Here is a 21,554-nt window from a genome sequence, read left to right on the forward strand (position 1 = left end):
GTGAATTTTTTCGCGCTTCTACGTGTTGACGTGTTAAAGAAACTAAACTAATATATTTTATAATCATCAAAAATATTTTTATATTAAAAAAACGAGGAGGTGGTTCTTTGAACACCGAAATGGAATTAGAGAAGGTGGACAGTGAGTTCCGTGTTCGTACATATATTGGAAAAGCAGCAAAGGTACTTACAGGTATTGCAGTCATTTGGTCAATCTTTCAACTATTTGCCGCAGGTTCAGGCGTTTTTGATGCGATTACATTAAGAGCATGGCATATGATGTTTCTGCTTGTTGTTACTTTCCTGCTTTATCCTGCATCAAAAAAAGGCAAGCGGACTCTTAAATACCCGCCTGGATTGGATCTTATTTGTATCCTGTTAAGCATTGTATCAACTGGTTATTTACTGGTTTCCTATCAAACGATTGTCCTTAGGGGAGGATATTTATTACTTCCTGATTATATATTTGGTGCGATTGGCATCCTGATGATTTTTGAAGCTGCGCGCCGGGTGGTCGGCAATCTAGCTATCTTAGCTTTATTTTTTTTGCTGTATAATTTCCTGGGTTCATTCGTTCCCGGAATCTTTGGACATGGGGGCTTTAGCGTCAATCGTGTAATTGATTATTTATTTTACGGAAGCGAAGGAGTTTTCGGGATTGCCATTGGGGTATCTGCTACATTTGTTTTCCTGTTTATCTTATTTGGTGCATTTTTAAGCAGGAGCGGGTTTAGCCAATTTATTAATGATTTTGCCTTAACCATTGCTGGACGCTCTCCAGGCGGACCAGCGAAGGTAGCTGTAATCGCCAGCAGTTTAATGGGAATGATCAATGGAAGTGCCTTAGCCAATGTGGCCACTACTGGGACTATTACCATTCCGCTTATGAAAAAAAATGGGTATAAGCCTCGTTTTGCCGCGGCTGTGGAAGCAGTTGCTTCAACTGGCGGCCAGTTCGCTCCGCCTATCATGGGGGCAGCAGGGTTTGTGATGGCCGAATATTTAGGAGTTTCCTACACGGTTGTTCTGGTGGCTGCCATCATTCCTGCGATTCTTTATTATTTAACTTTGATTATGGTTGTACATTTTGAGGCGAGACGCTTAGGTCTAAAAGGTCTTTCGAAAGAAAATATTCCTAAAGCGATGGATGTTATAAAGAAACAAGGGCATCTGTCTCTTCCATTAGTGGTTTTAATGGGGATGCTGTTCATGGGCTATACCCCATTATATGCCGCTGTCTTTTCCATCATAGCATGTGTAGCAGCAAGCTGGCTTCGCAAGGAAACAAGAATGGGACTAAAGGAAATCATCCTGGCACTTGAAGAAGGTGCCAAAGGTGCAGTGGGGGTGGCTGTGGCCTGTGCCGTGATTGGTGTCATCATTGGTACTGTTTCCTTAACAGGTCTTGGACTGAATTTTGGCTATGCGGTGATGAACTATACCAATGATAGTTTACTTATTGCTGGTTTACTGGTGATGCTTATGAGTATTATTTTGGGCATGGGTGTCCCGGGTGTGGCCGCGTATATCATTGTTGCGACAGTAGGTGCGCCAGTATTGATCAACCTGGATGTTTCACCGCTTGCCGCCCATATGTTTGTGCTCATATATGCTTGTCTGTCAAATATCACACCGCCCGTGGCTCTCGCTTCCTATGTTGCCGCGGGAATTGCGGGTACCAACCAGAATCAAGTTTCCCTGACAGCTGTTAAGCTTGGATTGACTGGTTTCATCCTGCCGTTTTTCTTTATTTTCAATCCAGCCTTGCTGCTTGGTGCCAATCCATATTCCGAGAGTTTCATCCCAGCCATTACTGCCATCATTGGATGTGTCTCTCTTGCAGCTGGGCTGCAGGGATGGCTATTGATGAAAGCTAATCCAATTCAAAGGATATTGTTAGCGGTAGTTGGGATTTTGATGATTACGCCAGGCAGTTTAACAGACTATATTGGCATTGGATTATTAGGTATCGTTATAGCTTGGCAGTGGGTCTCGAAAGGAAAAATAGCTCCAACTGACAGGAGTCAGCCTATATAGTTACTATTTTCGATAGAAAAAGGAGAGGTTAGTAAATGTTCGGGAAGAAAAAAAACTATGTATTATTCCTGTGTTTGCTTAGTACGGTTCTCGTGCTGGGCGCATGTGGAGGAGAAAGCGCCTCAAATGGCGGAAAAGTACAAAATTTAAATTTTCCAACAGCATCGACAACCGGGACCATCTACCCGTTAGGTTCAGCGATGGCGAACCTTTGGGGAACGGAGATTGAGGGGTTGCGTGTAAATGCCCAAGCTTCAAATGGAGGAGTGGACAATCTGAACCAGATGAAGGCAGGAGAAGCGCATATTTCCTTTGCTACTTCCGGGATTATCTGGGAAGCCTATAACGGAGAAAGAGGGTTCAAGGACCGCAAATATGATGACGTTCGGATTGTAGCGGGCCTTTATTATAACCCCAATCAATTTGTGGTTCGTAAAGGGTCAGGCATTGAGTCGATTAGCGACTTGAAAGGAAAGAAGTTTGCCCCGGGAACGACAGGAAGCACGCCTGAAGTAGAATCAAGCATTATTCTTCCGGCTTATGGCATCAACTATCCAGACGGAATTGATGCCAACTTTGTTGGATTCACAGAAGCGATTGATTTAATGAGAAATAAGCAAATTGATGGAGCCTTAATCCAGGCGGGCCTGCCAACTGCTGCGGTAACGGAAATGACTTCAACAGCTGATGGCGAGTTGATTGGCATTGAACCAGAAATCCGCAAGCAATTAATGGAGGAGTATCCTTGGTATTCTGAGATGACGATCCCAGCTGGAACCTATGAAGGTCAAGAAGAAGGTATTGATACACTTGCCATCAAGATGATGTTAATGGCGGATGCATCTGTTGATGAAGAAACGATTTATCAAATGACAAAGGTTTTCTGGGAAAATATAGACAAGCTTGAGTCATCACATTCAATCGTCCAGCAAATGAAAATTGAAGAAGCCGTAACAGAGCTTGCCGATATCCCGTTGCATGAAGGAGCAAAGCGTTATTATGAAGAGCAAGGGATATTAAAATAAAAAGCAAAAGCCAGAACAGCGATGTTCTGGCTTTGCTTTTTCATAATAAGAAACATGACCAGTTGGGCAGTTCACTAGTCTAATGCTCCACGGATGCTTTCTTATTCACAGACGCTATTTTCATAGATTCTTTCCGTCCATACACAAAATAATAGAGAACAGCCATAAGCATGGCGAAAACCGCTAATGACAGGTACATCTGCTGGAAGCCGAGGAACGGTATAATGAGCCCCAAAAGAGCTGGGCTGACTCCGTTTGCTGCATCCATCCCGATATAATAAGTGGATGTCGCTAAACCAATCTGTCCTGGAGGTGCCACTTTAACGGCTACGGCTTGGAGGGKGGATTGGATATTGCCGTAACCCATTCCAATGAGTCCTGCGGCCAATAATAATAAGAAGCTTGTGCTGGCTATGCTTAAGACGAACATCCCGGCTGCCAGCAAGACGATACATGGATACATAACAAAATTAGCACCTTTGGAATCGACTAATCTGCCAGTGATGGGCCGGGAGAAAAGAATGGCAAGGGCATAAACGAGGAAAAAGAAACTGGCAGCTTCGACTAAATGAACTTCGGAAGCATAAAGGTTAATAAAGGATAGGACACTTCCATAACAAAAGGAAATCCCCATAATGACGATGGAAATCGGTATCGCGCTTGGTTCCAGGAACTGTGTCCAGCTGATCTTTTGAATACCAGGCCTTTTCTTTACTTTAAGTGACGGAATGTTTGAGAATAATATGAAGACGAGCGATATTAGGCCAAGGAAGAGACATAGAGAGAAAATTGCAAAGTGGTTTGCCGTTTTGGACATCAAAACGCCGATGAACGGCCCAATGGCGGCAGCCAAAGTCATGCTCATCGTAAAATAACCGATTCCTTCTCCTCTTCGGGAAGGAGGCAGCACGACAGCAATAATGGCAGCCAGAGTGTTCGCCGCAACCCCAAAGGTTATTCCATGGATAAGCCGTGTTAGGAATAAAAACGAAATATTCCATTGAATAAAGTAAAGTAAGATGCTGGCTATTATTGTAATCCCGCTAATCACAAGAATGAGTTTCGTATTATAGTCATTATACTTACGCCCAATATACAATCGGCCAATAAGAACACCAACGATAAAAATCCCAGAAGCAACGCCAGCCTGGCCAGTTGAAGCATCAAAGGTTTCCACTGAATAGACAGCAATTGTGACCATCAGCAGATAAAAAACCATCGCCAAGAAGAAGCTGGCTGATGAAAGCATTATAAAATCTTTTGTCCAAACTGCTTCTTTATACTGACTCTTCACAGTTAAAAAACCCCAATCTATTATCGTTAATTGCAAAATACACAAAATATGTATAGAATATTTTCCTATTTTATTAGTCGGAAATAAGATGGTAATACCATAGTATCGACCGTTTTGTTATCTTGTCAAATCTTTAGGGAGGATTTACCAGTTTCCGTTTCTGTTTGAATTAAGGAACATAAAAAATAAAAAACCGATTTTCCATGTATGAGAGAATCGGTTAGTTGGCCATATTTAGTTTTTTTGTTGCACATACATTCTTCTTGTTGACTGGTTTGCTTTCAGTTAAAACCGTTTCATTTCTTTTCGCTTGCCAGTTTACATCTCCATATTGCGAGTTTGAGTACATAAGCAAGCCTTCTTTAAAAGATTCAATGACCTTTTTCATCAAAGTGCTTTAGCCCCCTTCCTATTGTTACTTTGATTATGGCAGGGAAGTCATAATTTAACAATGTGGGTGAAAACGGGAACATCGGCCAGGAAAACGGAAACATCCTGCATGAAAACGCAAGCAACTCTTTTTTGCTCATGATTTCGCCATTTCCTATATAGAAGGGTCATTTCATTGTGCATTTGTTCACCGGCGCATGCCAGGCTGGCAAAGTTTACGCCTTGTTCACACTAGTTATTACATGTCGGGATATCGGTTTCAAATTGTTGACGTAGGGAATCATGATGATATCTTTAATTTGTAAGGTAAACAAATTAATTACTAAAAATGAAAGCGTTGTAATTAGGCCTAATAAGTAGAGGCTATAAAAGCCAAGATATGAACAGGTTGAACAAGAGAAACGGATGGGTGAATTTTTTTACAAGGAGATGTAAGCAGTTTCAACAGGAGGGGAATTAAATGACTGAAGTACAAGCTAACCAAAATGAATTTGTAAATCGGTCTAAATTGTGGCAAATTGGTTTTTTCGCATTAAACAATACGGCAACGAACTTGTATATGTTCGCGATGGGTTTTATTTCGTACTATGCCACAGGTATTGCAGGGGTTGCGGTAGTTACAATTAGTTATATATTGACCGCAATGAGGTTGTTTGATGGAATTACCGATCCAATCATCGGTTATGTGATTGATAAAACCAATACGAAGTTTGGGAAGTTTAGGCCATATATGGTTTTGGGAAACAGTATTTTAATCATTACGGTCCTGGCACTTTTCAACCTGACCCATTTGGTCCCTGAAGGAATGCGTCTTCCGTTCTTTATCTTAGTCTATGGGATCCATATTATCGGTTACACCTTCCAGACGGCTGTGACAAAAGCGGCCCAGACTGTTTTAACCAATGATCCAAAACAGCGTCCGGTGTTCTCGGCGTTTGATGCAACATATAATACGATTTTATTTGTAGGCGGACAGTTTTATATTGCTTCTTATTTGCAGCCGAAACATGGCGGCTTTAACCAGGGATTCTTCACAGAGTTCAATACCGTTGTCATTATCGCAGGGGCCATTTTTACTGTTCTTGCTGTAATCGCAATATGGGAAAAGGACCGTACACAATACTTTGGTTTCGCGGAAAAGTCAGTCAAGACGTCGTTCCGTGACTACTGGCCGGTCATTAAAAGGAATCGTCCATTGCAAATGCTGGTCATCGCCGCTGCTACCGATAAACTCGCAGGCCAAGTTTTAAGACAGCCTGTTGTTCCTGTGATGTTTTTTGGAATTTTGATCGKGGATTATGCTCTAAGTGGAACCGTTTCGATGATTACCATTATTCCAACATTGATTTTAACGTATATTGGTGTAGGAATTGCCCGTAATAAAGGATTGAAAAGGACATTTGTTGGAGCGACCTGGGGTGCATTGATTTCATTTACCCTGCTGCTGGTTTTATTCCTGGTGATTAATGATCCAACCTCCATTTCTCTATCCAATATGGGTCTTGCAACCATCGCGTTCTTGGTTTTCTACACAGGAGGATATGCTTTCATGGGCTTGACAGGGAACTTGGTCATTCCGATGATTGCGGATACATCCGACTATGAAACGCATATTACGGGAAGATATGTACCAGGCATGATTGGAACCATCTTCTCCTTTGTCGATAAGCTAATTTCATCTTTAGCGTCCACAATCGTGGGATTGATGCTGGCTGGTATCGGCTTTACCACGGTGTTCCCGGAAGTGGATACGCCATTGACAACCGGGCTGTTTGCTCTTGCATTATTCTTCCATATTGGAGTTCCTATGCTTGGCTGGATTGCATCGCTAATCGCAATGAAATTCTACAAATTGGATGATAAGTATATGGCCCAGATTCAAGCAGAAATTGCTGAGGTTAAAAACGTACTTGTTGAGAAAAATCAAATCACACTTCCGGACGCATCAGGAGAAAAGTAATGGTGCGGGTGGATAAAGGGATAGCGATATCCCTTTTTTATATACAGGTAATTATCTGAATGTCTGGTAAAAAAAGCACTCTCAGAACATTTTTGTGAAAAAGACGGCAGTGACAGGTAATGAATTTTGCTGTTTATTCATCTAAAATGTAGGTAGTTTCATTGAAAGGGTGATTTTCACTTGGATGAAACATTATTGGTTAATTATCGATTGCACGGCTTGACCGAATATGTTGCGGAGTTCCATTCCCATCAGGAATATGAAATCTACATTTTCCATGGCGGGTCCTGCAGATATATCGTCCATAACCATATTTATGATCTGGAGCCAGGCGATATTTTATTGCTGGATGGGAAAACGCTTCACAAGCCAAATATCGAAAAAAACAGTGATTATGTCCGCAGCCATATTCATTTTTCCCCGCACTGGATAAAAGACATCCTGGCCGGGATGGGAAGCATGTATCTGCTGGAAGCGTTTGAAAAGCTTCATCATTGTTTGATTAGAACGAAAGAAAATCCAGAGCTCAAGTATTTGGAAGCCGTAGTCAGCCGGCTTGCTGAGATTAAAAGAACTTCACCGGAAAAAAATCAGCATGCCATCACGGAAATGAAAGTTTTGCTTCTGCAAGTATTGATTATTGTTCATCGCCTAGGTCAGCATCACTCGATAAAAATGACCGGTAAAAAAATGGACAAGGCAGAGCATGCTGAAAACATTGCAGAGTATATTCAAAAAAATTACATGAATAAGTTAAGCATCCAAACCATCGCAGAAGCCCTTAATCTTAGCAAGTCGTATGCAGCACATGTATTTAAGGAAATGACGGGCTTTACGATTATGGAATATGTGATGGGATGCCGTTTGAACCAGGTAAAGTATTTACTTGAAATCCAGCCGGATAAACCACTAAAAGAGATTGCCCATGAATGTGGTTTTGAAAGCGTCTCGCATTTTAGCCGCTATTTTCGTGAGAAAGTCGGTGTTACCGCAAAAGAATATCGGCAATCACGAATTAAAGTATATGGATAAGGAGGAATTGATCAAGATGAACCAGGATCTTCACATTTCCGGTTTTTCTGATGAGATTTCATCAGACTTTAATACACAGCTTGAAGTTGTTTCGAAATTAGGCATGGAATACCTCTCCTTAAGAGGGATTGATGGTAAAAATATTGGAGATTTTTCAGTTGAAGAAATAAAAGAGGAAGTGCTTCCCCGCCTCCAAAAGGCTAATGTGAAGGTTTCGTCCATTGGATCCCCGATTGGAAAAGTATTTATCAATGACCAGGAAGGTTTTGAAAAGCAAAAGAAAATGCTGGACACGCTTTGCCAGATTGCGAATCTATTAGATTGCCAGTATATCAGGATCTTCAGCTTTTATATCCCAAAGGGGGAGGAGGCGGATTCCTACAAGGAAGAGGTCATTGACAAGCTGAAGCAATTTGCGGAAATCGCTCAGCAATATAAGGTCATTTTGGTCCACGAAAATGAAAAGGATATTTTCGGAGACATTGGCCGCCGCTGCCATGAAATATTGACAGAGGTTGGCTCGCCATCTTTTAAAGGGATCTTTGATTTCGCGAACTTTGTGCAGTGTGGCGAGGACACACAGGCTTGCTATGATTTGCTGAGAGAGGAAATTGTCTATATCCATATCAAGGATGCCGTTTCAACGGATAGCCAGAATGTTGTCTGCGGCACTGGGGAAGGCAAGATCCCTGAACTTCTTTCGCAATTTATCAAAAGCGGCTACAAAGGCTTCCTGACACTTGAGCCTCATTTAGTTTTATTCGACTCTTTGAAGGATTTGGAACTAGAAGATGCATCTGAAGTGATTAAGGACAACAAAGGTTTGGATGGCGAAAGTGCATACAAACTTCAATATGAAGCTTTGTTGGATATATTAGAAAAAATCGAAAGTGAGGAGAAATAAAAATGAACCAAGTTAGACTGGGAATTATCGGTATTGGAGCACAAGGTGGAACATACGCAGGATTCATCTCGGAAGGCAAAGTGAAAAACATGGTGATTGGGGCGATTTGCGACATCGACCCTGCGAAGAAAGAAATGTGTGCGGAAAAATATCCGGACGTGCCATTCTACGACAATTATATTGAGATGCTTGAAAGCGGCAACGTGGACGCAGTCGTCACAACCGTTCCACACTATCTCCATCCTGAGATGGGAATCGAAGCATTAAAGAGAGATGTTCATGTACTGCTTGAAAAACCGGCTGGTGTTTATACAAAGCAGGTGAAAGAATTAAATGACTTTGCTGCTACAAAACCAGAATTAACATATGGCGTGTTTTTCAACCAGCGTACCAACCCGCTTTATCAAAAACTAAAAGAAATGATCGATAATGGGGAAATCGGGAAAATCCGCAGAACAAACTGGATCATCACAACATGGTGGAGACCACAAGGATATTATGACCAAAGCGCATGGAGAGCCACCTGGGAAGGTGAGGGAGGCGGTGTCCTCGTTAATCAGGCGCCACACCAAATCGACCTGCTTCAATGGATTTGCGGAATGCCTAAAAAGGTTTACTCCAATGTTAAGTATGGCTTCCAAAGAAATATCGCGGTAGAAGATGAAGTAACAGCAATGCTTGATTATGGCAATGGAGCGACAGGTGTGTTTATTACCGCGACACATGATGTTGTCGGTACTGACCGCTTGGAAATCATGGGTGACAACGGAAAGATCATCGTGGATGACAGCAAGAAAATCACCATTAAGCGTCTTGTGAAGCCTGAACCAGAAATGAACAAAACGATGAACATGATGGATATTATGAACCTTTTCATGGGTGGAGACACATCCGACATCTATACAGAAGAAGTCATCGAATTTGAAAGTGTATGGGGTGCCCAGCATATTTCCGTTCTCGAAAACTTCGCGGCAAACATTTTGGACGGAACTCCTTTAATCGCACCAGGAAGTGACGGCATCCATGGCGTGGCCTTGGCAAATGCGATCCATCTTTCAAGCTGGCTTGGAAAAGAAGTGGAGCTGCCAATTGATGAGGAACAATTCCTGGCTGAATTAAACAAAAAAATAGAAGAAGAAAAAAAGAATCCTATTAAATAATATACATTGTGAGGCCTTAATTGGAGGCCTGTCGCCTGACTATTGCAATGGACAGGAAGGACAGGCCTCTTGCCTCATCTAAAGGAGATGGGATTATGCTAAGAGCAGCGGTGATTGGATTAGGGGATATTTCCAATATTCATATACCTGCTATACAGGCAAACCCGAATGTTGAATTAGTGGCTGTATGTGATATCGATGAAACGTTAAAGGACCGTATACCAGGGGTGCGCTTTTATACCAGCTATGAAAAAATGCTGGAAACCGAAGCACTGGACTGTGTCCACAATTGTCTGCCTCACCATCTGCATTATCCGGTTACGAAGGCATGTGTCGAAAAAGGGGTCAATGTGTTCCTCGAAAAGCCGCTTGGGTTAAATGCGGAAGAGGCTTTGGAACTCGTGAAGCTGGAAGAAAATCATTCCGATATAAAAATAGGTGTCTGCCACCAAAATCGATATAATGAGACATTTGAGACACTGCAAGAACTGGCGGCGAGCGGAGAATACGGCAATCTGGTTGGAGTCAAAGGACTGGTGGCATGGCACCGCCCAAAGGCTTATTATGACGTAAAACCATGGCGCGGGAAGATGGCAACAGCCGGCGGAGGTGTGATGATCAATCAGGCACTCCATACATTGGACTTGATTCAATTGCTTGGAGGAGAAATTGATTCACTTCGCGGATCCATTGATCAGTTACTGGATTATGGGATTGAGGTTGAAGACACCGCAACAGCACATTTTACCTTTAAAAACGGTGCAACTGGTTTGTTTTATGCAACAAATGCCAATGGGATCAATTCGAGTGTCGAGCTCCAGGCCGTTTTTGAAAAAGGGAAATTCACCATTAAAGACAGCATCCTGACAAAAGTAAACGACGATGGCAAAAAGGAAGAAATCATCGAAGATACAAAGCTTCCGGGGAGCAAGTTTTACTATGGAGCAAGCCATGCGAAGTTAATCAACCACTTCTATTCCTGTATAGAAAATGATTCGGATGACTATGTCCATGCCAAAGATGCACTGATTTCCATAAAAATCATTGATGCCATCCGGATGTCATCAGCAAGCAAAGAAAAAATCAAGTGGGAGGCGTTAGCATGAAAAAGGGACAAATTGGCGTACAGATGATGATGCTTAAAGGCAAGGTTGAGGAAATAGGCGTATATGAAACAATGAGAAAGATCCATGACCTCGGATATAGGGCGGTTGAGGTTTCCCAAATTCCGATGACATCTGAGAATGTCGCTGAGCTAAAAAAAGCGAGTGAAGACTTTGGCATTAAAATTGCTGCCTTGTCTGCTGCATTGGAGCCGATGCTGCCCGGCGCACCAGGGGAGACTTTGACAGCTGATTACGAAAAGATTGTGAGCGATTGCAAAGCCCTTGATTGCCGTTACCTGCGAATCGGCATGATGCCTTTGCATCTTATGGATGATAAAGATAAGATCATGGGCTTTATTGAAAGAGCGGAAGCGATGGCAGAGAAATTGGCCGGAGAAGACATTGAGCTGTACTATCATACCCACCATTTGGAGTTCCAAAAATTCGGCGGGGAATACCTGCTGGACTTGATCAAAAACAATACTGCCAAGCTTGGCTTTGAGCTGGATGTGCATTGGATCCAGCGAGCTGGCGAAAATCCGGTGGAGTTTATTAAACAATATAAGAATCGTGTTTCCTTATTGCACCTGAAAGACTACCGCATCGGCCAAATGGACTTAAGTGATGTGGACTTTCAGAAAGATATGGCGAAGTTCTTCCAGGCTTTCACAAACACCATTGAGTTTGCTGAAGTTGGCGAAGGCAACCTGAATATCAAGGCTATTATCGAAGCAGGACTGGAAAGCGGTGCTGAATACTTCCTTGTTGAACAGGATGATGTTTATGGACGCGATCCATTTGACTGCCTGGAAACATCCGCTGAAAACCTAAGAAAATTAGGATATGGTGATTGGTTTTAATAGAAAAACATGAGAGAGGCAGCTTCCCCAGCTGCCTCTCAATTTTTTCAAAAAACCACTTCTATACCATTGCCATTATGGTAATATGAAAGCAGGCAACAAGAACGATTTTAAAGTCTATTTGTTCATAATATCTTCATTGACGAAACATAATAGAAATGATAAATTATATATGTAATTAATTTGTTTATTAAACAAATTATAATAATTATTTTTTAGGGTAAAATTTGAAAAGGTTTACAGAAAAAGATCTGGGAGGGAATAAGATGAAAGCATTCTTAGACGATCGTTTCATGCTTAATACAGATACAGCCGTCAGACTTTATGAAAACGCAATTGTCGGGCTGCCGATTTTTGACTTTCATTGCCACTTAGACCCAAAAGAAGTATGGGAAAATAAGCCTTATGAAAATATCACCAAGCTTTGGCTTGGCGGCGACCATTATAAATGGCGCGCTATGCGCATGCATGGCATTGGCGAGCGCTTCCTTACCGGTGATGCATCGGACTGGGAAAAGTTCTCAGCCTGGGCAGAGACGGTTCCGCACTTGATCGGAAATCCGCTTTACCACTGGACGCATATGGAACTTAAAATGTTCTTCGGAATTGAGAAAAGATTGAGCCCGGAAACCGCTCGTGAAATCTACGATGAGTGCAATGAAAAGCTGAAACAGCCTGATTTTAAACCAAGAGCATTCATTGAGAGATCCAATGTGAAATTTATCGGCACAACCGATGATCCCGTTTCAACGCTGGAATACCATCAATTATTGAAGAATGACGAAAGCTTTACTGCAAGAATTGCACCAACCTTCCGTCCGGATGGAGCACTGTTCATTGAGCGCCCAACCTTTGAAGGCTGGATCCAGAAATTATCCGGAGTATCGGGAATAAAAGTAGATACTCTAGACACGTTTTTACAAGCTTTACAGCAGCGCGTCGATTACTTTCATGAACATGGCGGCCGTGCATCCGACCATGACATCCAAAAGATGGATTATGTTCAGACAACAAAGGAAGAAATTGAACCTCTCTTTGCAAAACGCCTAAGCGGCTCCGAGCTTACAGAAGAGGAAGTGACTCTTTACAAGGCATTCCTGTTAACCGAACTTGGAAAAATGTATGCGGAAAAAGAGTGGGTCATGCAGCTCCATATGGGCGCAATGAGAAACAACAATACTAAAATGAAAAATAAGATTGGCCCTGATACAGGTTTCGATTCCCCGGCAGAAATCAATTTTGCTGAAGGGGTTTCCCGGTTCCTTGATGCGCTTGACCTGCAGGACGCACTTCCGAGAACGGTCTTGTTCAACTTGAACCAAAAGGACAATCAGGTTCTGGCCGGCATGATGGGGAATTTCTATGAAGAGGGAGTTCCAGGGAAAATCCAGTTTGGTTCCGGATGGTGGTTCCTTGACCACATTGATGGAATGGAAAGGCAAATGAAGGATCTGGCAAACGTCGGCCTATTAAGCCACTTTATCGGGATGCTCACCGATTCACGCAGTTTCCTATCCTATGCCCGTCATGACTATTTCCGCCGCATCCTTTGCAATATCCTCGGAGAATGGGTGGAAAGAGGACTGGTTCCGGATGATTTCGGATTCCTTGAGAAAATGGTTGAAAACATCGGCTATTACAACGCTGAAAAGTATTTCTTGCAGCGATAATGAAAGGTAAGGGCCTTTGATGGCCCTGCCGCAGTTATTCCCTTCCTTGATAAAAGGCTAGGTTATTTTACACTTGAATATATGAAAGCGAGAGGGATCTTAATGTCTAAACAGCAAATTGGTGTGGTTGGATTAGCAGTAATGGGAAAAAACCTGGCATTAAATATTGAGAGCCGTGGCTATTCCGTAGCGGTTTTCAATCGTTCCTATGAAAAGACGGAAGAATTTCTGGAGAAAGAGGCGAAGGGAAAGAACTTTGTCGGTGCACGTACCGTTGAAGAATTTGTCCAGTCTCTGGAAAAACCACGAAAGATCTTATTGATGGTTAAAGCGGGAGCTGCGACCGATGCGACAATCGAATCGCTGAAGCCTTATCTTGAAGAAGGCGATATCCTGATCGATGGCGGTAATACATTCTTCCAGGACACAATCCGGCGCAATAAGGAATTGGCGAGTGCAGGATTCCATTTCATTGGCACAGGTGTTTCCGGCGGAGAAGAAGGAGCCCTGAAAGGACCTTCCATTATGCCAGGAGGCAAGAAAGAGGCCTATGAGCTTGTAAAGCCAATCCTGGAAGCCATTTCGGCAAAAGTCGAAGGAGATGCGTGCTGCACATACATCGGGCCGAATGGTGCCGGACATTACGTGAAAATGGTTCACAATGGCATCGAGTATGGCGACATGCAATTAATCTGCGAGGCTTACTTCATCATGAAACATGTGCTTGGCATGGAGGCGCAGGAACTTCATGAAGTATTCGCAGAGTGGAATAAGGGAGAGCTTGACAGCTACCTGATTGAAATTACAGCGGATATCTTTACAAAAGTGGACGAAGAAACCGGCAAACCTTTGGTTGATGTCATTCTTGACACTGCCGGCCAAAAAGGAACAGGAAAATGGACTAGCCAAAATGCTCTTGACCTGGGCGTTCCGCTGCCAATCATCACTGAATCTGTATTTGCGCGCTTTATTTCCGCAATGAAAGATGAGCGTGTCAAAGCGAGCAAGACCCTTGAAGGACCGGAAGCAAAACGCTTTGAAGGCAAGAAGGAAGAGTTGGTTGAAGCTGTCCGCAAAGCTCTATATATGAGCAAGATTTGTTCATATGCCCAAGGATTTGCTCAAATGCGTGCCGCATCCGAAGAATATGACTGGAACCTGAACTACGGGGATATCGCCATGATTTTCCGCGGCGGCTGCATCATCCGTGCTCAATTCCTGCAGAAAATCAAGGATGCCTACGATCGTGATCCTGAATTGGCAAACCTGCTGCTGGATCCTTACTTTAAGGAAATTGTCCAAGGCTATCAGGATGCATTGCGTAAAGTTGTTTCCCTGGCCATCGAAAATGGTATTCCGGTGCCTTCTTTCGCGAGCGCAATTGCTTACTTTGACAGCTACCGGACTGAAACACTTCCGGCAAACCTCCTGCAGGCACAGCGTGATTACTTTGGCGCCCATACGTATCAGCGTGTGGACAAAGAAGGAGTTTTCCATACAAACTGGATGGAATAAGCATTTCCTTCTTGGATGAATTTTATGGATAGAGGCATGAACGGACCTTGTCAGGGTGCGTTTTTGTCTCTATTTTTTTGAAGGAATAAGGCTGGTTTTCATATATTGACGTACTATAGGGATAATGCTATGATGAAGACAGTTAATTAATTAGTTTGATAAACAAATTAATAAAACGGCTATTGAATCAACAAATTAATATATTTTGTCATTGAAAAAGGATAGACTAGAAAATGAGTAATGCTTTCACGGAATATTCCCTTTTGAAGCATGAATGGATGAAAAGGAGTGAAGCAGATATGGGTATTCTTCAGGAATTGGTTAAAAACATCCCGGTACCTCGAATGGCAAAGGTCAAAGTGAAGTTTGATGACAGTAAAATTGAGGATCTTGGGCAAGTATTAAATGAAAAATTACAGCAGGAGCATATTAAACAAACAGTAAAACCGGGTATGGAAATTGCGGTTGCAGTCGGAAGCAGGGGACTTGACCGTCTCGTGGAAATCACTGCCGTAACGGTTCAATTTTTAAAAGATTTGGGCGCAAAGCCTTTCATCGTCCCTAGCATGGGAAGCCATGGAGGAGCGACGGCAGAAGGGCAGCGGGAAGTATTGGCGCATCTCGGAGTGACGGAGGAAAGCGTCGGATGTGAAATCCGCTCCTCAATGGAAGTCGTTGAACTTGGCAAACTGCCTAACGGGCTGCCAGTTTATATCGATAAGTACGCCTATGAAGCAGATGCGTTTGTCGTCATCAACAGGGTGAAACCGCATACAGCCTTCCGCGGTCCAGTTGAAAGCGGCATGATGAAAATGATCAGCATCGGGCTGGGAAAACAAAAGGGTGCCGAAGCCTGCCACCAGTTAGGCTTTAAGTATATGGCGGAAAATGTTCCTGCAATGGCGAAAATGATCATGGAGAAAAAGCCGATGCTTTTTGGTGTGGCCACAGTTGAAAATGCTTTCGATAAAGTAGCGATTGCCGAAGTGCTGACACCTGAAGACGTAATTGAAAAAGAGCCGGGGCTGCAGGCAAAGGCAAAGGAACTTTTGCCGAAGCTGTTCTTTGATCAACTGGATGTCCTAGTCATTGATGAAATCGGCAAAAACATCAGCGGCGATGGAGCGGATCCGAATATCACCGGCCGTTACCCAACCCCATATGCTTCCGGAGGACCTGATGTGAATAAGATGGTCGTACTCGATGTCACATCGGAATCAGAGGGAAATGCCAATGGAGTCGGGACCGCCGATTTTACGACACAGCGTCTTGTAGACAAAATGGACTTGGAAGGAACCTATGCCAATGGCTTGACGTCAACCGTTGTGTCTCCTACTAAAATCGCGACCACTTTGCCTACCGATAAACAGGCGATACAGGCAGCAATCAAGACATGCAATATTTTGGATTTCACAAAGGTTAAGCTGGTACGGATCAAAAACACCTTGGTGATTGGCGAAATTGAGGTTTCCGAGCCTCTGCTGGACTATGTCGCGAAGCATCCAAACATGGAACAGGTATCGGATTTATACGAATTTCCTTTTAATGAAAACGAAAATTTATTTTAAAAACCTAGGGGGAGCAGGAACATGGCAAATTTATTCGACTTGACTGGAAAAACAGCAGTAGCGATTGGCGGAAATGGAGTATTGGGTTCAGCAATGGCCAAAGGCCTGGCAGAGCACGGCGCAAAGGTAGCGATTGTTGGACGCAACCTGGAAAAAGCAGAAGAGGTTGTCAAGGAAATTGAAGCGGCAGGCGGAGAAGCAAAAGCATTTTCAGCAGATGTAAGCTCAAAGGACTCCCTTCTTCAGGCTGCGAATGAGATCGAACAGTGGTCTGGCGGCTGGGACATCCTTTTAAATGCACCGGGCACTAACAGTGCTACACCATTTTTTGAACTTGACATGGATGAGTACGATAAAATCATGGACATCAACTTGAAGGGAATCGTCTTAACCTGCCAGATTTTCGCCAAGAAGATGATTGAGCAGGAGCGGAAAGGAAGCATCATCAATATTTCTTCCGTTTCATCAACGACTCCTCTTTCAAGAGTGTTCACGTATTCCGTTTCAAAAGCAGGGCTGAACAGTGTGACCCAGTTCCTGGCACGTGAATTCGCCACTCAAGGCATCCGGGTGAACGCGATTATTCCAGGGTTCTTCCCGGCAGAACAAAACCGAAAAATCCTTGATAAGGAAAGAATTGCATCCATCATGAGCCATACACCAATGCAGCGCTTTGGAGAAGCGGAAGAGCTCAAAGGGGCAACCGTTTGGCTTGCATCAGACAAGGCTTCAAGCTTTGTGACAGGCGCCATGATCCGCGTCGATGGCGGATTTGGAAGCATGACTATTTAACAGCAAATCAACATAAATAAAGGCTTTGGGCAGCTCCAAAGCCTTTTATTTAAAAGATCAGGAATAAACCAAACAGGAAGTATTGGTATCTGTAAAGGAAGATGTAGATGTCAAAAGAGTTTGTAATTGGACTTGATTTAGGTACGACAAGTGTAAAAGCGTGCGTATTCAACTTAAAAGGCAAAGTGATTTCTGAAGTGGAGAAATTGAACACTTTCGCTTATCCCCAGCCAGGCTGGTCCGAACAGGATCCGGTTGAAATTGAACGCTCTGCGGTCCTCGCGGTAAGGGAAGCGATCGGGCTGGCGGGCATCCAGAAAGGGGAGATTATTTCTCTCGGTTTTTCTGCGGCAATGCACTCGCTTATTTGTGTGAACCAGAATGGAGAACCTATCTCTCCTGCGGTGATTTGGGCGGATGGCAGAAGCCAGGCCCAGGCGGAAACGATAAAGAAAACAATCGGCGACACTGTATATGCAAAAACAGGAACACCGATTCATCCAATGACACCCTTCGCAAAATTATTGTGGATGAAAGAAAACAATTATGAACCGTATCTCAAAGCGGCATCCTTCATGTCCATTAAGGAATATTTGCTGCTTTGCTGGTTCAGCCAGAGAATGATCGATTATTCCATGGCTTCAGCAACAGGTCTATTCAATCCTGCAACACTGGATTGGGAGCCGGAATTGCTTGAACTTACGGGTATCCGCCGCGAGCAGCTTTCGGAAATTGTTCCGCCTACACAGGTGTTGACAGGAATAAGAGCCGACATTGCAGAACAAATGGGCATTGACCCTGATATGCCTTTCGTAATGGGCGCAGCAGATGGCCAATTGGCCAACCTCGGCATTGGAGCCATCCTTCCCGGGGAAGTTGCGGTGTCCGTTGGTACAAGCGGTGCCATCAGGCAGCTGACCAAAGAAATTAAAATTGACGAGAGCCAGGAAACCTTCTGTTATTCCTTTACGGCTGACACGGCGATCATTGGAGGGCCAACGAACAATGGAGGCATCGCCTTGCAATGGCTGAAGGATCTGTTCAACTATCAGGGGAGCTTCACTGAATTTTTAAGGGAAGCGGAAAAGGTTGCTCCCGGTGCGGAAGGCCTTCTTTTCCTGCCTTATTTGAATGGGGAAAGAGCTCCAGTCTGGAACCAGCGGGCTAAAGGGAATTTTTATGGAATTAGCATTACCCATAAACGGGAACATTTTATCCGTGCCGTTCTCGAGGGAGTTACCTTCAACCTTCACCAGATAGGCGAGGCGCTGGAAAGGTCGGCTGGCGAAACGAAAAGGCTTTATGTGAATGGCGGCCTGGCGCGTTCCCCTCTTTGGCTGCAAATGATGGCCGATGTATTTGAAGCGGATATCTATGTCTCGGAAACCCATCATAGTGCAGCATGGGGAGCAGCATGGACTGCTTTGGTCGCAACTGGTACCGTAAGCTCCTTTGAAGAGATAAAAAAGAACATTCCAATGAGTGAGCCAATCGTCCCTAATCAGGAAAACAGCTTAACCTACAAAGCCATTTACAGCAACTATATAAAGCTGGCGAAAGAGATAGAAAAACAATTTTAACGATCTGGTCACAGCCTGATCTGAATTTCTGGGGAGAGGAAATTTTATAATGAAGACATTAGCCAAGGAAACACAACTTGATCAGTTAGCGATTAATACGATTCGGACATTATCCATTGACGGAATTGAAAAAGCGAACTCCGGCCACCCGGGAATGCCAATGGGTGCAGCGCCGATGGCCTATACACTCTGGGCAAAAGAAATGAACCATAATCCGGCAAACCCAAATTGGCTGAACCGTGACCGTTTTGTTCTATCTGCGGGACATGGCTCCATGCTTTTGTACAGCATGCTGCATCTGTTCGGCTACGATGTGACAATGGAAGATTTAAAGAGCTTCCGCCAGTGGGGAAGCAGGACCCCAGGACATCCTGAATTTGGACATACACCAGGGGTAGAGGCAACGACAGGACCGCTTGGCCAGGGGATTGCGATGGCAGTCGGAATGGCGATGGCGGAAAGGCATCTGGCCGAAACGTACAATAAGGATGGCTTTGACATTGTTGATCATTATACGTACAGCATCTGCGGCGATGGCGATCTGATGGAAGGAGTTTCTGCTGAAGCAGCTTCTCTCGCGGGTCATCTTGAACTTGGACGTCTGGTTGTATTATATGATTCCAATGATATTTCACTGGATGGGGAATTGCATCTGTCATTCTCAGAGAGTGTGGAGGACAGGTTTAAAGCATATGGCTGGCAAGTCATCCGCGTAGAAGATGGAAACGACATCGAATCAATCCAAAAGGCGCTGCAAGAAGCGAAAGCTGATGTAAAACGCCCAACCCTTATCGAGGTGAAGACCGTTATCGGATACGGGTCTCCTAATAAATCCGGGAAGTCTGATTCACATGGAGCACCACTTGGACAGGAAGAAATCGCGCTGACGAAGGCGACGTACGAATGGGAACATGAAGAGCCATTTTTCGTACCGGAAGAAGTGAGGGAATACAGCCAGCAATTCCAGGACCAAGGCAAGGAAAAGGAAAACGCCTGGAATGAATTGTATGCAAGCTATAAAAATGCCTATCCGGAACTGGCCAGCCAGCTTGAGGCAGCAATGAACGGGGAGCTGCCGGAGAACTGGGAAAAATCATTGCCAGCCTTCCCTGAAGGCGGAGCGATGGCGACGCGTGCTTCTTCAGGCAAAACATTGAATGCAGCGGCTGAAGCGATTCCTTATTTGGTTGGAGGTTCCGCCGACTTGGCCGGATCCAACAAAACGTTGATTGCTTCTGAAAAGAATTACTATATTGACAGCTATGCAGGACGCAACATCTGGTTCGGTGTGCGCGAATTCGCGATGGGAGCGGCTCTTAACGGCATGGCGCTGCATGGCGGCGTGAAGGTCTTTGGCGCTACGTTCTTCGTCTTCTCCGACTACTTGCGCCCGGCAATCCGCCTTGCTGCGCTGATGAAGCTTCCGGTTACATATGTATTCACCCATGACAGCATTGCAGTCGGTGAAGACGGCCCTACACATGAACCGGTAGAACAACTGGCTTCCCTTCGTGCAATGCCAGGTCTATCCGTCCTCCGTCCTGGAGATGCGAAGGAAACGGCTGCGGCATGGCGTTTGGCGATTGAAAGCACAGACACTCCGACCGCATTGGTCCTGACCCGCCAGGATTTGCCAACATTGGATATGGACCAGGAAGCCGTTTACGAAGGCGTGAAAAAAGGTGCCTATGTTGTGTCAGAGTCAAAAGGCGAGACACAAGGTTTGCTCCTTGCGACAGGTTCTGAGGTATCCCTTGCTTTGGCTGCCCAAAAGCAGCTTGAAGAAGAAGGCATTTCTGTTTCTGTCATCAGCATGCCAAGCTGGGACCGTTTTGAGAAACAGCCGGTTGAATACAAGCAGGAAGTCCTTCCAAAAGGTATGAAAGCCCGTCTTGCGGTTGAAATGGGCTCATCCATTGGCTGGAGAGAGTATACGGGAGATCATGGAAGAGTCATCGCGATCGATCAATTTGGCGCATCTGCTCCTGCTTCCAAACTGCTGAAGGAGTATGGATTTACGGTAGAAAATGTGGTCAAGAACTTTAAGGAAGTTCTGTCTAACGTTCAATAAATTAGATGTAATAAAGCTTAGCAACCAGACTGCAGGCAAACCCGGTGAAAATCGGGCTTGCCTGCAGTCTTTTTGCTGAACTATTTAATTTGGCATACCCATGTGCGTATCAGATAATGCGAGTACTCGTATTAAAAAATAAACTTAATACGAGTACTAGTATTAAATATAATTTTAATGCTGGTTAGGGTTAATATAATGCTGGTGAGTGACGATTTAATGCTGGTAAGCGCAGAGATAATGCCAGTACTAGGTTTATAGCAGCGGATTTAATGCGAGTACTAGCATTAAATGGACCATGACACGGCGTTTAAACCGAGTACTAGCATTATATCTGTAAATTAGTGCCTGACCCTCACTACAGTAAAGTGCTAACGAACTAAACGGTGCCTGACCCTCACTACAGTAAAGTGTTAACGAACTAAACGGTGCCTGACCCTTAATACAGTAAAGTGTTAACGAACTAAACGGTGCCTGACCCTCACTACAGTAAAGTATTAACGAACTAAATGGTGCCTGACCCCTCTCAACATTCATAGGAAAAAGGCCAAATCGTCATCGATTTGGCCTTTCTTCAATGAAATCCTTTCC

Annotated in this window: 16 protein-coding genes; 14 read left to right on the top strand and 2 right to left on the bottom strand. The window is 44.0% G+C overall.

Translation table 11 applies throughout. From position 1 onward, the window contains the following. The first annotated feature begins 107 nt into the window (after nucleotides 1-107). Nucleotides 108-2,036: a TRAP transporter permease gene (locus ADU22_RS11245; RefSeq protein ID WP_197280046.1), complete on the top strand. Its 1,929-nt coding sequence runs from the start codon at nucleotides 108-110 to the stop codon at nucleotides 2,034-2,036. 35 nt (nucleotides 2,037-2,071) lie between these two features. Further along, nucleotides 2,072-3,061 carry a TAXI family TRAP transporter solute-binding subunit gene (locus tag ADU22_RS11250; RefSeq protein WP_053362236.1) on the top strand — a complete coding sequence of 330 codons (990 nt, stop codon included), beginning with the start codon at nucleotides 2,072-2,074 and terminating at the stop codon, nucleotides 3,059-3,061. Between the two features lie 79 nt (nucleotides 3,062-3,140). On the opposite strand, the gene ADU22_RS11255 is transcribed toward ADU22_RS11250, so the two are convergent. Both ADU22_RS11255 and ADU22_RS24615 read right to left on the bottom strand, forming a co-directional pair. After that, nucleotides 3,141-4,355, bottom strand: a complete 1,215-nt coding sequence (locus tag ADU22_RS11255; RefSeq protein WP_231687862.1) for an MFS transporter — start codon at nucleotides 4,353-4,355, stop codon at nucleotides 3,141-3,143. A 220-nt stretch (nucleotides 4,356-4,575) separates the two neighbouring features. After that, nucleotides 4,576-4,743 (bottom strand): hypothetical protein, encoded by a 168-nt coding sequence (locus ADU22_RS24615; protein WP_156324334.1) that lies wholly within the window; start codon nucleotides 4,741-4,743, stop codon nucleotides 4,576-4,578. Nucleotides 4,744-5,205: 462 nt separating this feature from the next. On the opposite strand from ADU22_RS24615, the gene ADU22_RS11260 reads away from it, so the two are divergent. The 12 genes from ADU22_RS11260 to tkt all read left to right on the top strand — a co-directional run bounded on the left by ADU22_RS11260 (nucleotide 5,206) and on the right by tkt (nucleotide 20,963). After that, nucleotides 5,206-6,705 (top strand): MFS transporter, encoded by a 1,500-nt coding sequence (locus ADU22_RS11260; RefSeq protein WP_053362237.1) that lies wholly within the window; start codon nucleotides 5,206-5,208, stop codon nucleotides 6,703-6,705. Between the two features lie 180 nt (nucleotides 6,706-6,885). Next, nucleotides 6,886-7,737, top strand: coding sequence for an AraC family transcriptional regulator (locus ADU22_RS11265; protein ID WP_053362238.1), 852 nt, complete (start codon nucleotides 6,886-6,888; stop codon nucleotides 7,735-7,737). Between the two features lie 16 nt (nucleotides 7,738-7,753). Then, entirely contained in the window at nucleotides 7,754-8,641 is an 888-nt protein-coding gene (locus tag ADU22_RS11270; protein WP_053362239.1) for a sugar phosphate isomerase/epimerase family protein, read from the top strand. 2 nt (nucleotides 8,642-8,643) lie between these two features. Next, entirely contained in the window at nucleotides 8,644-9,801 is a 1,158-nt protein-coding gene (locus tag ADU22_RS11275; RefSeq protein ID WP_053362240.1) for a Gfo/Idh/MocA family protein, read from the top strand. A gap of 95 nt (nucleotides 9,802-9,896) precedes the next feature. Beyond that, nucleotides 9,897-10,907, top strand: coding sequence for a Gfo/Idh/MocA family protein (locus tag ADU22_RS11280; RefSeq protein ID WP_053362241.1), 1,011 nt, complete (start codon nucleotides 9,897-9,899; stop codon nucleotides 10,905-10,907). After that, nucleotides 10,904-11,767 (top strand): sugar phosphate isomerase/epimerase family protein, encoded by an 864-nt coding sequence (locus ADU22_RS11285; protein WP_053362242.1) that lies wholly within the window; start codon nucleotides 10,904-10,906, stop codon nucleotides 11,765-11,767. Before ADU22_RS11280 ends, ADU22_RS11285 begins: the two co-directional genes overlap by 4 nt. Nucleotides 11,768-12,033: 266 nt before the next feature. Next, on the top strand, nucleotides 12,034-13,437 hold the full coding sequence (gene uxaC / locus ADU22_RS11290) for a glucuronate isomerase (RefSeq protein WP_053362243.1): 1,404 nt from the start codon (nucleotides 12,034-12,036) through the stop codon (nucleotides 13,435-13,437). A gap of 102 nt (nucleotides 13,438-13,539) precedes the next feature. Next, nucleotides 13,540-14,952 carry an NADP-dependent phosphogluconate dehydrogenase gene (gene gnd, locus ADU22_RS11295; protein WP_053362244.1) on the top strand — a complete coding sequence of 471 codons (1,413 nt, stop codon included), beginning with the start codon at nucleotides 13,540-13,542 and terminating at the stop codon, nucleotides 14,950-14,952. A 299-nt stretch (nucleotides 14,953-15,251) separates the two neighbouring features. Then, nucleotides 15,252-16,520: a nickel pincer cofactor-dependent isomerase, group 22 gene (locus ADU22_RS11300; RefSeq protein ID WP_053364532.1), complete on the top strand. Its 1,269-nt coding sequence runs from the start codon at nucleotides 15,252-15,254 to the stop codon at nucleotides 16,518-16,520. A gap of 21 nt (nucleotides 16,521-16,541) precedes the next feature. After that, nucleotides 16,542-17,312 carry an SDR family oxidoreductase gene (locus ADU22_RS11305; protein WP_053362245.1) on the top strand — a complete coding sequence of 257 codons (771 nt, stop codon included), beginning with the start codon at nucleotides 16,542-16,544 and terminating at the stop codon, nucleotides 17,310-17,312. Nucleotides 17,313-17,419: 107 nt separating this feature from the next. Then, nucleotides 17,420-18,892, top strand: a complete 1,473-nt coding sequence (locus tag ADU22_RS11310; protein WP_053362246.1) for a gluconokinase — start codon at nucleotides 17,420-17,422, stop codon at nucleotides 18,890-18,892. A 49-nt stretch (nucleotides 18,893-18,941) separates the two neighbouring features. Then, the gene (gene tkt / locus ADU22_RS11315; RefSeq protein WP_053362247.1) at nucleotides 18,942-20,963 is read left to right on the top strand and encodes a transketolase; all 2,022 of its coding nucleotides are present in this window, start codon (nucleotides 18,942-18,944) and stop codon (nucleotides 20,961-20,963) included. Nucleotides 20,964-21,554: the final 591 nt, after the last annotated feature.

Origin of the sequence: Bacillus sp. FJAT-27251, assembly GCF_001273925.1 — a bacterium.
In the GTDB taxonomy this organism is placed as follows: domain Bacteria; phylum Bacillota; class Bacilli; order Bacillales; family Cytobacillaceae; genus Mesobacillus_B.